Source organism: uncultured Sphingopyxis sp. (assembly GCF_900078365.1).
Taxonomy (GTDB): Bacteria; Pseudomonadota; Alphaproteobacteria; order Sphingomonadales; family Sphingomonadaceae; genus Sphingopyxis.
Window position 1 is genome coordinate 3,171,496 of the sequence record NZ_LT598653.1, and the last position, 12,307, is coordinate 3,183,802.

Here is a 12,307-nt window from a genome sequence, read left to right on the forward strand (position 1 = left end):
TAGCAACTACAGGGTCAAGCGATGAAGATCGGCGAGCTGTCGCGTGCCACCGGCACGAATATCGAAACCATCCGCTATTATGAGCGCATCGGCCTGCTCCCCGCGCCGGCGCGCACCGCGGCCAATTATCGCAGCTATGGCGAGGCGCACCGGTCGCGGCTGAGCTTCGTGCGCCATTCACGCGAACTGGGCTTCACGATCGAGGAGATCCGCTCGCTGCTCGACCTGTCGGACGATCCGACGCGCGACTGCGGCGAGGCCGACCGGATCGCGACCGCGCATCTGAAGCAGGTCGAGGCGAAGATCACGCAGCTCACCCTGCTCCGCGACGAGCTCACGCGCATCGTCGGGCGCTGCCGCGGCGGAGCCGCCGCCGATTGCCGCGTCATCGAGGCGCTCGGCGATCACAGCCGCTGCGAAAGCCCGCACTGACGGCGACGCGACGCCGCTCACCCTTTTCCACTCGGTTCGTCGAATGCGCCGGAACTTGCATCCGGGGCACGCGTCAGTCGGACAGGTTGGGGGCGTCGTCCCCCACGCGCCTGCCAACCGCTCCCCCAAGCGAAACGAGGAGACGGAAAGTGGAAAGGCAGACGAACAGAGATCGCGGCAGCCGCGACGAAACCGGCGATCGCGAGACGCAGTCGGGACCGCTCTATGATTGGGAAACGAGCCGCAGCGACGACGGCGGCTATGCCTATGGCGGCTATCCCGAAGCCGGATTCGGCCCGCGCGAGACACGGCGTTATGGCGACCATGACCGCGGCGGGCGCGAGCGCACCGAACGAAGCCATTACAGCGCCGACCGCCCGCGCGACTATGCCGGAAACGACTGGAATCGCACCTATGGCGCGCGGCGCTATTGGGACGACGATCAGCGCCATCGCGACCGTGAAGAGGATCGCTATCGCGCCGCCCGCGACCGGCGCGACGAATATGAGCGCCAGTCGGCCTGGACCTATATGGGATATGCCGACCCCTATGGCTGGCCGACCTATATCCCCTATGGCGCCGCCGATTTCGGCCGATCGACCTATGGCCCCGCCGGCACTCCGCCGCGCGGGCGCCACGAGCGCGGCTTTTTCGAGCGCGCGGGCGACGAGCTGCTGTCGTGGTTCGGCGACGAGGAAGCGCAACGCCGCCGCGAGCGCGACCATCGCGGACGCGGCCCCGCCGACTATGTCCGCTCGGACGACCGCATCCGCGAGGATGTGAACGACCGGCTGACCGAGGATTATTGGATCGACGCCTCGCGCATCGGCGTCAGCGTGGCGGACGGCGAAGTCACGCTCGACGGCCATGTCGACAGCAAGCGCGCCAAGCGCCGCGCCGAGGATCTGGCCGACGATGTGACGGGCGTGAAGCATGTGCAGAACAATCTGCGCGTCGACAGCGCGTCCTTCGCGCCGCAGGGCAGCTGACAAGCAACCAAATCCTCCCTGCCGCGAAGCGATGGGGAGGTGGCAGCGCGAAGCGCTGACGGAGGGGCAATGGCGCGACGTCGCGGCCCCTCCACCATCCGCTTCGCGGACGGTCCCCCTCCCCATCGCTTCGCGACAGGGAGGATCAAGAGAACGACGGAAAGGAAAGGTGGGACGATTCTGTTGCCCGGCTCGTCCCCAGCCGCTGGTATCCGATTCTGTTGCCCGGTTCGGTCCGAACCGCGTTCTATTTGTCTAACCTTAGGCCGTGAGGCTTATCGGTTAGGCAGCAAGAGCGAGTGCTTCGTTATCGTTAGCACTTATAGTTTTGAGCCTTGAACGGGTTACTCAGCCCGGAAGAAAACATCGTCTTTGAACACACGTCGATCCTGGTTCGGCCCCGTCAGAAACCCGCGCGCCCATCGATGAAACGCGGGTTTGTGGTGGAGCCGCCGGGTACTGCCCCCGGGTCCGCTGTGTCTATTCCACGACACCATTTATCCTCATAGCCGGTCGAAACCGGCACCTCCTATATAGGAAGCCCGCCCGCGCTTGGGAAGAGCGGGCGGGCGTTTCGTCGCGGATGGCGAACTACTTCCTTTTCAGCTCGTCGCGGATTTCCGTGAGCAGGTCGACTTCGGTCGGCCCCGCAGGCGCGTCGGGGCCCTTGCGGATCACGCGGTTCACCATCCTGACCAGCAGGAAGATGATCCAGGCCAGAATCAGGAAGTTGATCACCGCGGTGATGAAGGCGCCATAGCCGATCATCGCCACCCCGGCCTTTTTAAGCGCGGCATAGTCGGTCGCAGCGATGCCGTCGGGAACGCTGCCGAGCAGGATGAACTGGCTCGAGAAATCGACTCCGCCGAAAATCCAGCCGACCAGCGGCATGATCAGATCCTCGGTCAGCGAGCCGGTGATCGTCGCGAACGCGCCGCCGATGATGACGCCGACCGCGAGGTCGATGACATTGCCGCGGGCGATAAATTCCCTGAACTCATTCAGCATCTTGCCGTACCCCGGATTGTTGAGCCTAGGGCCGGAAACTGCCGCGACGATTGCACAAAGGCAAGCGCGATCCTATTATGTGTATTGTTGCGGCAAAACGCCGCCGGAGGGAGCCTGATGACCATGACCTATCGTAACGCCCGCTGGTTGATCCTGCCCGTCGCCGCGATGAGCCTGTCCGCCTGCGGCATCAACAGCGTCCCGACCAAGGAAGAAGCGGCCAAGGCCAAATGGGCGAATGTCGAGGCGGCCTATCAGCGGCGCGCCGACCTGATCCCCAACCTCGTCGAAACCGCGAAGGGCGCCGCCAATATCGAGCAATCGACGCTCGAAGGCGTCATCCAGGCGCGCGCGTCGGCGACGCAGGTGAAGCTCAGCACCGACGATCTGAACGACCCCGCAAAGGTTCAGGCGTTCCAGCAGGCGCAGGGCAATGTGTCGGGCGCGCTCGGCCGCCTGCTCGTCACCGTCGAGCAATATCCCGACCTCAAGAGCCAGGCGCGCTTCGCCGACCTGATGACCCAGCTCGAGGGCACCGAGAACCGCATCAACGTGTCGGTGCAGGATTATAACGCCGCGGTGCAGGACTATAATACGACGATCCGCACCTTCCCCGACATCATCGGCGCCAAGATCGTCCATGGCGCAGAGCCGATGACGCCATACCGCGCGGTGACGCCCAACGCCAATCAGGCGCCGAAGGTCGATTTCGGGCAATAAGGTGGGCCGCACCGTTCTTGCCGCTCCACTCGCGATCCTGCTGGTCGCGAGCGGATGCACGGCCGCGCCGGAGCCAGCCACCGCGAAGGAAACAGCCGCCTGCGACGGCGTTCCCCGGATGATGCTTGCTGGCCGCGTAACGGACGCGGCGGACATATTGACCGGCGAGGAAGAGGCGCGCTTGTCCGATCGTCTGGCCCGGTATGAAACGCGAACGAAACACCAGATGGTCGTCGCGACGACGCCGAGCCTGCACAGCGCACGGGTCGATAATTTCGGAACCTGCCTTGGCAGTCGTTGGGCGATCGGCCGGAAGCACCATGACGACGGCATCGTCATTCTCGTCGCTCCGAACGAGCGGCAGATGCGGATCGCGACCGGCACCGGCATGGAAAAGATATTGACCGACGACAAGGCGCTCGCCGTGATCCGTGAAATGACGCCGCAGTTCGAGCAGGGCGACTATGCGGGAGGTCTTGCGACCGGAATCGACGCCATCGCCGCGCAAACGGGAGACCCCGAATGAGGTCGCTTCTGCTCGGCTGGGCGCTGGGCCTTTCGCTGCTTGCCGCACCCGCGACCGCGCAGAGCTTCCCCAAGCTCGCGGGCAATCCGGTCGTCGATCAGGCCGACATCATCCCCGCGGCCGAGGAAGCCGCGCTCAATACGCAGCTTCTGGAACTCCAGCAGAAGACCGGACACCAGCTCGTCGTCGCCACGGTCAGCGACCTCGAAGGCCATGATGTTTCGGATTATGGCTACCGGCTCGGCCGCGAGTGGCAGATCGGCGACAAGGAGAAGGATGATGGGGTCGTCTTCCTGATCGCGCCGAACGAGCGGCGGATGAACATCTCGGTCGGCTATGGTCTCGAACCCGTCCTCACCGACGCCTTGTCGGGCCGGATCATCCGCGATGTCGTGACGCCGAAGTTCAAGGCGAATGATTATCCCGGTGGCATTCAGGACGGCGTCGACGCGATCGCCGAGCAGATCCAGCTGACGCCCGAGGAGGCCGCGGCGCGCGCCGCCGCCGCCGACAAGGCCGAACGCGACCGCGCCGACGACGGCGATTTCGGCGGCCTCTTCTTCATCGGCTTCATCATCCTGATCTTCTTCGTCATCCCCTGGCTGTCGAGCCGCTCGCGGCGCGGCCGCAAGCGGCGCAAGGGCGGGCCATGGGGCGCCGCGCCGATCATCATCTGGGGCGACGACGATGACTGGGGCAATTGGGGCGGCGGTGGCGGCGGGTCGTCGTGGGGCGGAGGCGGCGGCTTCGGGGGCGGCGGCTTCGGCGGTTTCTCGGGCGGCGGCGGCAGCTTCGGCGGCGGCGGCGCCTCGGGCGGCTGGTAAGGGAGCGGGCCTATGAAAGTCAGCCATGTCAGCGAAGCCGACCACGACATCGTCACCGCCGCGGTCGCGGCGGCCGAGGCGCAGACGAGCGGCGAGATCGTCACCGTCGTCGCGGGGAAATCCAATGACTATGACGATGTCGCGCTCGTCTGGGCGAGCATTATCGCCTTCCTCGCCATGTCGATCGTCGCGCTCTTCCCCGAATTTTATCGCACCCTCTACGACCGGCTGACCGGCGGCTGGGGGCACGAACTGACGGCCAATCAATGGCTTGGCACGGTGATCGCGGTCGGCGTCCTCAAATGGATCGGCATGTGGCTGATCCTGCTGTGGCGCCCGCTGCGCATGGCGCTGACCCCGCGCAGCATCAGGGCCGAGCGCGTGCGCGCGCGCGCGATCGACCTGTTCAAGGTGGGGACCGAGGGCAAGACCACGGGGCGCACCGGCGTGCTCCTCTATCTCAGCCTGAAGGAGCATCGCGCCGACATCGTCGCCGACGAGGCGATCGCCGCGAAGGTCGCGCCCGGTGTGTGGGGCGATGCGATGGCGGCGCTGATCGAGCGCGTGCGCGCGGGCAAGCCCGGCGAGGGCATGGCCGAAGCCGTGCGCCAGATGGGCCTCGTGCTCGCCGAACATTTCCCGCGCGGCAGCGAAAATCCGAACGAGCTTCCGGACCGGCTGATCGAATTATAGCCGGTATCGTCATTGCGAGCGGCGAAGCCGCGTGGCAATTCAGAGCGGCGCAAACCGCCCTGGATTGGTTGGCCTACGGCCGCCTTCGGCCCGCTTCGCTCGCAATGACGATAGGATAGCAGATGACCCGCCCCGCCCCCGACACGCCCATCGACACGCGGTGGGAAGGCCGCTTCATCACGGTCAGGCAGCAGGGCACGTGGGAATATGTCTCGCGCTCGCGCGGGATCCACGCCGCGGTGATCCTCGCGATCGACGAAGACGCGGCCGGCCGCCACGTCATATTGGTCGAGCAATATCGCGTGCCGCTGAAGATCAACTGCCTCGAACTGCCCGCGGGGCTGGTCGGCGACGACATGGCCGGCGAGGCGGCGGAGATCGCGGCGGAGCGCGAGCTTGAGGAGGAAACGGGCTATCGCGCCCGCCACTGGCGCACAGTCGGCGAATTCTACAGCTCGCCCGGCATGGTCAGCGAAAGCTTTACCTTGCTCGTCGCCACCGGGCTGACCCGGGTCGGCGAAGGCGGCGGCGTCGATGGCGAGGAGATCATCGTCCACCGCGTGCCGCTGGCCGATGTCGCCGATTTCGTCGTGGCGAAGCGCGCTGAAGGCTGCGGGATCGACGTGCGTGTCGCGATGCTGCTGGCGGGCGGATTGCTGGCAGAGTAGCTGGTTTTGGCCGGAAGCGGCCGTTGAGTATCTCATTGTTTCGTCATTCCCGCGAAAGCGGGAACCCAGTGCGCGCATAGGCTGATCCCGCACTGGGTTCCCGCTTTCGCGGGAATGACGAAAGCAGGGAATGGCGGCTCCCCACCCCAAAGCCGACACCGTTTTAGGAAGCGAGCGCCTACCGCCCCCCGAACCGCCACCTTAAGAGCGGCCGAGCAAGGAACAGGCCGGCGAGGAAGCCGCCGACATGCGCCCAGATCGCGACCGCGCCGAAGCCGCCGCCGCCCGCGAAGCCGAGCAGCAGTTGCAACCCGATCCACGCCGCGGCGAGCCACAGCGCGCGCACCCAATGACCGGGGACCGGACCGATCGCGGGCGCCTGCGTGCGGCTGAAGATCAGCGCGAATACCGCGATCAGCGCCGAAATCGCGCCGCTCGCGCCGATCATCGGCACCGCCGAGGCGGGATCGGCAAGATATTGCGCGAGCGCGCCGCCATAGGCGCCGGCGAGCAGCAACACCGCCATCGCCTTCGTCCCCAGCGGCGCTTCGAGCTGGCGGCCGATGAACAGAAGCACGACCATGTTGAAAGCGATGTGCAGCACCCCGCCGTGCAGGAAAGCCGACGACAACGGGGTCAGCAGGAAGGGCACCATCGTCCCCGGCGGCAGGATCAGTTCATGGCCGAAACGCGCGGGAATGAAGCCCGCGCGCACGATCGCGTCGATCTGGAAATCCGTGATCCAGAGAAGCACGAAAATGACGACGCAGGCGAGCGCATAGCCCGTGACCAGCGGCGCGTCCTGCGTTTTCATCCTCGCACGCCCGTCAGATGAATTCGATCTTGGTCACCAGATAATATTTGTCGCCCGCGGGCACGGTGACTTCGACCTCGTCGTCGACGCGGCGGCCGATCAGCGCGCGGCCGAGCGGCGAATTATAGCTGATCTTGCCGTCCTTGGCGTCGGCCTCGGCCTGCCCGACGATCTGATATTTCACCGGCTTGTCGTCCTCGTCGGCGAGCGTGACGGTCGCGCCGAACACGATCCGGTCGCCCGACAGCGTCGTCGGGTCGATCACCTGCGCGCGCGACAATTTGTCCTCGAGGTCGCCGATCGTCGCTTCGACCTGGCCCTGGCGTTCCTTGGCGGCGTGATATTCGGCATTCTCCGAAAGGTCGCCATGCGCGCGCGCTTCCTCGATCGCATCGACGATCAGCGGCCGCTCGGCCTTGAGCGCCGACAGCTGCGCGGTCAGCTTCTCATAGCCCTCTGCCAGCATCGGCACCTTTTCAACGCTTGCCATTATCCTGTTGTCCTTCGTCAATAATCCAGCGCCAGCGAAACTTCGCCGGGCGGCTGCGCCGCTTTTCCGTCAATGTGGGGAGGTGGAGCGGTCCTTCAATAATAGTCCTGAAGCGGCTTTACTTCAAGAGAGTGCGCGCGGAGCGCGCCGATCGCCTGCGTCGACGCATCGCTCGCCGCCGCCGTCGTATAATAGGCGATGTCGGCCGCGAGCGCCGACGCGCGGATCGATTGCGAATCCTGCAAGCTTTGCCAGCCTTCGGTCGTGTTGAAGATCAGCTGGACGTCGCCGTCCTTGATCCGGTCGACGATATGCGGGCGGCCCTCGGCGACCTTGTTGACGCGCTCGACCTCGACGCCCTGCCCCGCCAGATAGTCGGCGGTGCCGCCGGTCGCGATCACCTTCCACCCCCAGTCGGCGAGCCGCTTCACCGCGCCGACGATGCGCGGCTTGTCGCTGTCCTTGACCGACACGAACAGGCGGCCGGTCGTGGGCAGACGGTCGCCCGCGCCGAGCTGCGCCTTGGCGAAGGCGAGGTTGAAATCGCGGTCGATTCCCATGACTTCGCCGGTGGATTTCATCTCGGGGCTCAGCACCGGGTCGGTGCCGGGGAAGCGCGCGAAGGGGAAGACCGCCTCCTTCACTGCGACATGCGCGATGTCGCGGTTGATCTTGGGCAGGTCGGCGAGCTTTTCGCCCGCCATCACGCGCGCGGCGATCTTGGCAATCGGCGAGCCCACCGCCTTCGCGACGAAGGGCACGGTGCGGCTGGCGCGCGGGTTGACCTCGATGAGGTACACTTCGTCATCCTTCACCGCGAACTGGATGTTCATCAGCCCGCGAACCTCAAGCGCGCGCGCCAGCGCGTCAGCCTGCCGCTCGATCTCGGCGACGATATGCGCGGGCAGGCTGTAGGGCGGGATCGAGCAGGCGCTGTCGCCCGAATGGACGCCGGCTTCCTCGATATGCTGGAGCACGCCCGCGACCACCACGTCGGTGCCGTCGCACAAAGCATCGACGTCGACCTCGATCGCATCGCGCAGATAGCGGTCGATCAGCACCGGGCTGTCACCCGACACCTGCACCGCGGTCTCGATATAATTTTCGAGTTGCGCCTGATCGTCGACGATCTCCATCGCGCGGCCGCCGAGCACGTAGCTGGGGCGCGTCAGCACCGGATAACCGATGCGCGCCGCGACCGCGACCGCCTCTTCGCGGCTGCGCGCGATGCCGTTCTCGGGCTGCTTGAGGCCGAGCTTGTTGACGAGCGCCGCGAACCGCTCGCGGTCCTCGGCCAAATCGATCGCGTCGGGCGAGGTGCCGAGGATCGGGACGCCCGCTTCGGCGAGGGCTTGGGCGAGCTTGAGCGGCGTCTGCCCGCCGAACTGGACGATCACGCCCACCAGCTCGCCCTTCGACATTTCTACTGCCAGGATTTCGAGCACGTCCTCGGCGGTCAGCGGCTCGAAATAGAGGCGATCCGACGTGTCATAATCGGTCGACACCGTCTCCGGGTTGCAGTTGACCATGATCGTTTCGTAACCCGCCTCTTCGAGTGCGAAGCAGGCATGGCAGCAGCAATAGTCGAACTCGATCCCCTGCCCGATCCGGTTCGGACCGCCGCCTAGGATAACGACCTTCTTCCGCTCGCTCGGGTTCGCCTCGCACTCGGGTTCGCCGAAGGTCGGGGCTTCATAGGTCGAATAGAGATAGGGGGTCTGCGCCCGGAACTCCGCCGCGCAGGTGTCGATCGTCTTGAACACCGGCCGCACGCCGAGCTTGTGGCGCAGCGCGCGCACTTCGGCCTCGGTGACGCCGCCGGTCATCGCCTTGACCGCTTCGTGGATCAGGCCGCTGCCGCGCGCGGTCGCATGGCTGGCGCCGGGCTGGAGGTTCGCCGACTGCAGCGCCAGATAGGCGAGGCGCTTGTCGGAAAAGCCCATCGCTTTCAGCCGCCGCAGCCCCTCGGCATCGCGCGGCAGGCCGTTGCGGCAGACCTGCTCTTCGGCCGCGACGATTTCGGCGATGCGTTCGAGGAACCACATGTCGTAGCCAGCGACGCGGTTGATCTCTTCGAGCGGCAGTCCCTCGCGGATCGCCTGCGCGGTGTTGAGCAGCCGGTCGGGGGTGCGCTGCGCAAGCTCGTTGCGCAGCTGCTCATGGCTCGCGCCCTTCAATCGCTCGACGAAGTTGAAGCCCGAAAGCCCCGTCTCCAGTCCGCGCAGCGCCTTTTGCAGGCTCTCGTGGATCGTGCGGCCGATCGCCATCACCTCGCCGACCGATTTCATCGCGGTCGACAGGGTCGCCTCAGCGCCCTTGAATTTCTCGAACGCGAAGCGCGGGATTTTGGTCACCACATAGTCGATCGTCGGCTCGAACGACGCCGGGGTCACCCCGGTGATGTCGTTCATGATCTCGTCGAGCGTGTAGCCGACCGCGAGCTTCGCCGCGACCTTGGCGATCGGGAAGCCCGTCGCCTTCGACGCGAGCGCCGACGAGCGCGACACGCGCGGGTTCATCTCGATGACGATCATGCGGCCGTTGTCGGGGTTGACCGCGAACTGCACATTGGAGCCGCCGGTATCAACGCCGATTTCGCGCAGCACCGCGATGGAGGCGTTGCGCATGATCTGGTATTCCTTGTCGGTCAGCGTCAGCGCGGGGGCGACGGTGATGCTGTCGCCTGTATGCACGCCCATCGGATCGACATTCTCGATCGAGCAGATGATGATGCAATTGTCCTTGCGGTCGCGCACCACCTCCATCTCATATTCTTTCCAGCCGAGGAGCGATTCCTCGATCAGGACTTCGGTGGTCGGCGAGGCGATCAGCCCGCCGCGGACGATATGCTCGAATTCCTCGCGGTTATAGGCGATGCCGCCGCCGGTGCCGCCGAGCGTGAAGGACGGGCGGATGATCGCGGGCAGCCCGGTGCGTTCGAGCACCGCGAACGCCTCGTCGAGCGTGTGCGCGACGCCGCTGCGCGCGCTTTCGAGCCCGATCTTGTCCATCGCGTCGCGGAACTTCTGCCGGTCCTCGGCCTTGTCGATCGCCTCGGCATCGGCGCCGATCATTTCGACGCCATATTTCGCCAGCGTGCCGTCCTGCGCGAGCGCCAGCGCGGTGTTGAGCGCGGTCTGCCCGCCCATCGTCGGCAGCACCGCGTCGGGGCGCTCCTTCGCGATGATCTTCGCGACGATCTCGGGCGTGATCGGCTCGACATAGGTCGCGTCGGCGAGGTCAGGATCGGTCATGATCGTCGCCGGATTGGAGTTGACGAGGACGATACGATAGCCCTCCTCCTTCAACGCCTTGATCGCCTGCGTCCCCGAATAGTCGAACTCGCACGCCTGACCGATAACGATCGGGCCGGCGCCGATGACGAGGATGGATTGGATGTCAGTTCTTTTGGGCATACAAACTCTTGAAGGATGAGGGATCTACATCGGGAACCCGGCCAATTCCGGCACCAAATGAGAATGGGGAACTCTTACGGACGCAATCAACGAGCTCGAAATCGCTCAGACTGCGAGCCGGATTATTTTTCTTCATAGGAACAGAGACATACTCATGGTGTGTCCAACTATGGTCGATCAAAAATCTCGTCTCCCCACAATCGGATAGTAGCCTCACTAGAAGGTCGGCCGACCCTGCGCTCGGCACGGGATCGGTCGTCTCTTTGCCGCCCTTGATCGGACCGCCGGATAAATCCTCTATCCAGAAGCCAAGCAGCTCATTTCCGCTGTCGAAAGCTGCCTCATACTTCGCAGCTTCGTCTCCTGCCGGTTTCGCTTCCCCGTCGGGTTTACAGCCCAGGAGAGCGATCAGGAAAACTGCGGGCAGAGATGCCTTCACTTCAGCCCACCGACAAACTTCTCGAACAGATAGAAGCTGTCCTGCGGCCCCGGGCTCGCCTCGGGGTGATATTGCACGCTGAACGCATTCTTCCCCGTGATCGCGATGCCGCAGTTCGATCCGTCGAACAGGCTCTTGTGCGTCTCGACCACCCCGGCGGGCAGCGTCGAAGCATCGACCGCGAAGCCGTGGTTCATGCTGGTGATCTCGACCACGCCATCTTCGGCGCGTTGGACCGGGTGGTTCGCGCCGCGGTGGCCCTGGTGCATCTTCACGGTCCTGGCACCCGCCGCTAGCCCAAGCATCTGGTGGCCGAGGCAGATGCCGAAGATCGGCACGTCGCGTTCGAGCAGCCCCCGGATCACCGGCACCGCATAGTCGCCCGTCGCCGCGGGGTCGCCGGGGCCGTTCGAGAGGAACACGCCGTCGGGCTGGTGGCTCAGCACTTCGTCGAGGCTCGCGGTCGCGGGCACCACGGTGACGCGCGCGCCGGCCTTTACGAGGCTCCTGAAGATATTGTCCTTCGCGCCATAGTCGATCGCGACGACATGGGGTCTGTCATCTCCCCTCCCGCTTGCGGGAGGGGTCGGGGGAGGGTCTGTTTCGGTCGAGGCGGAGGTCGACATGCCCTCCCCTAGCCCCTCCCGCAAGCGGGAGGGGGATTGGTAGCCCTTGCCCAATTCCCACGCACCGCCGGTCCAATCGCCCGTATCCGTCCGGCTGACCGCCTTCGCGAGGTCCAACCCTTCAAGCCCCGGCCAGCCGCGCGCCATAGCGAGCAGTTCGTCAATGTCGAACTTGCCGTCGGGACTGTGCGCGATCACCCCGTTCGGCGCGCCGGCATCGCGGATCCGGCGGGTCAGCGCGCGCGTGTCCAGCCCCGCGAGCCCGATCACGCCCTGTTCGGTCATCCATTCGGGCAAGGTCTGGACGCTGCGGAAATTGCTCGGCTGCGTCGGCAGCTCGCGCGTGATGGCGCCGAGCGCGCCGTGGACGCCGCGCTCCATATCCTCCGGGTTCGCGCCGACATTGCCGATATGCGGGAAGGTGAAGGTGACGATCTGCCCGGCGTAGCTCGGATCGGTCAGGATTTCCTGATAGCCCGTCATCGACGTGTTGAAACAAATCTCGCCTACGGCGGACCCGCTCGCGCCATAACCGACGCCCCACAGGATCGTGCCATCGGCGAGGACCAGGACGCCCGTAGCCCCGGAAGGCTGGGCTTTGGACGCGACTTTAGGCGCCGCAGGGGGGTTGGCAGGTGCCATTCAACATGCTCCGGACGGGG

The 12,307-nt window shown here is 65.5% G+C and carries 13 protein-coding genes and 1 other RNA gene; 7 read left to right on the forward strand and 7 right to left on the reverse strand.

What is annotated here, in order from left to right; genetic code table 11:
* Positions 1 to 21: 21 nt before the first annotated feature.
* Together QZL87_RS14710 and QZL87_RS14715 are read left to right on the forward strand one after the other, a co-directional pair.
* The gene (locus QZL87_RS14710) at positions 22 to 432 is read left to right on the forward strand and encodes a helix-turn-helix domain-containing protein (protein ID WP_295320756.1); all 411 of its coding nucleotides are present in this window, start codon (positions 22 to 24) and stop codon (positions 430 to 432) included.
* Between the two features lie 149 nt (positions 433 to 581).
* Positions 582 to 1,421, forward strand: a complete 840-nt coding sequence (locus QZL87_RS14715) for a BON domain-containing protein (RefSeq protein ID WP_295320758.1) — start codon at positions 582 to 584, stop codon at positions 1,419 to 1,421.
* Positions 1,422 to 1,628: 207 nt separating this feature from the next.
* On the opposite strand, the gene ssrA is transcribed toward QZL87_RS14715, so the two are convergent.
* Together ssrA and mscL are read right to left on the reverse strand one after the other, a co-directional pair.
* Positions 1,629 to 1,984: a transfer-messenger RNA gene (gene ssrA / locus QZL87_RS14720) on the reverse strand.
* A gap of 28 nt (positions 1,985 to 2,012) precedes the next feature.
* A complete protein-coding gene (gene mscL / locus QZL87_RS14725; RefSeq protein ID WP_295320760.1) occupies positions 2,013 to 2,429 on the reverse strand; it encodes a large conductance mechanosensitive channel protein MscL in 417 nt (138 codons plus the stop codon).
* A 117-nt stretch (positions 2,430 to 2,546) separates the two neighbouring features.
* Here mscL and QZL87_RS14730 point away from each other — a divergent pair, with 117 nt between their 5' ends.
* The 5 genes from QZL87_RS14730 (at position 2,547) to QZL87_RS14750 (ending at position 5,860) form a co-directional block, all read left to right on the forward strand.
* A complete protein-coding gene (locus QZL87_RS14730; protein WP_295320761.1) occupies positions 2,547 to 3,149 on the forward strand; it encodes a LemA family protein in 603 nt (200 codons plus the stop codon).
* Position 3,150: 1 nt separating this feature from the next.
* Positions 3,151 to 3,675 (forward strand): TPM domain-containing protein, encoded by a 525-nt coding sequence (locus tag QZL87_RS14735; RefSeq protein WP_295320763.1) that lies wholly within the window; start codon positions 3,151 to 3,153, stop codon positions 3,673 to 3,675.
* Positions 3,672 to 4,499: a TPM domain-containing protein gene (locus QZL87_RS14740; RefSeq protein ID WP_295320765.1), complete on the forward strand. Its 828-nt coding sequence runs from the start codon at positions 3,672 to 3,674 to the stop codon at positions 4,497 to 4,499. The genes QZL87_RS14735 and QZL87_RS14740 overlap by 4 nt, the downstream gene beginning before the upstream one ends.
* Positions 4,500 to 4,511: 12 nt before the next feature.
* A complete protein-coding gene (locus QZL87_RS14745; RefSeq protein WP_295320767.1) occupies positions 4,512 to 5,192 on the forward strand; it encodes a hypothetical protein in 681 nt (226 codons plus the stop codon).
* A gap of 122 nt (positions 5,193 to 5,314) precedes the next feature.
* Positions 5,315 to 5,860 carry an NUDIX hydrolase gene (locus QZL87_RS14750; RefSeq protein WP_295320769.1) on the forward strand — a complete coding sequence of 182 codons (546 nt, stop codon included), beginning with the start codon at positions 5,315 to 5,317 and terminating at the stop codon, positions 5,858 to 5,860.
* Between the two features lie 178 nt (positions 5,861 to 6,038).
* Here QZL87_RS14750 and QZL87_RS14755 read toward each other — a convergent pair whose 3' ends face one another.
* The 5 genes from QZL87_RS14755 to carA all read right to left on the reverse strand — a co-directional run bounded on the left by QZL87_RS14755 (position 6,039) and on the right by carA (position 12,287).
* Positions 6,039 to 6,674, reverse strand: coding sequence for a rhomboid family intramembrane serine protease (locus QZL87_RS14755; protein ID WP_295320771.1), 636 nt, complete (start codon positions 6,672 to 6,674; stop codon positions 6,039 to 6,041).
* 13 nt (positions 6,675 to 6,687) lie between these two features.
* Positions 6,688 to 7,164, reverse strand: a complete 477-nt coding sequence (gene greA / locus QZL87_RS14760) for a transcription elongation factor GreA (RefSeq protein WP_295320773.1) — start codon at positions 7,162 to 7,164, stop codon at positions 6,688 to 6,690.
* Between the two features lie 95 nt (positions 7,165 to 7,259).
* Positions 7,260 to 10,580, reverse strand: a complete 3,321-nt coding sequence (carB, locus tag QZL87_RS14765; protein WP_295320775.1) for a carbamoyl-phosphate synthase large subunit — start codon at positions 10,578 to 10,580, stop codon at positions 7,260 to 7,262.
* Entirely contained in the window at positions 10,564 to 11,019 is a 456-nt protein-coding gene (locus QZL87_RS14770) for a hypothetical protein (protein ID WP_295320777.1), read from the reverse strand. Before QZL87_RS14770 ends, carB begins: the two co-directional genes overlap by 17 nt.
* Positions 11,016 to 12,287 carry a glutamine-hydrolyzing carbamoyl-phosphate synthase small subunit gene (gene carA / locus QZL87_RS14775; protein ID WP_295320779.1) on the reverse strand — a complete coding sequence of 424 codons (1,272 nt, stop codon included), beginning with the start codon at positions 12,285 to 12,287 and terminating at the stop codon, positions 11,016 to 11,018. The genes QZL87_RS14770 and carA overlap by 4 nt, the downstream gene beginning before the upstream one ends.
* Between the last annotated feature and the right edge of the window lie 20 nt (positions 12,288 to 12,307).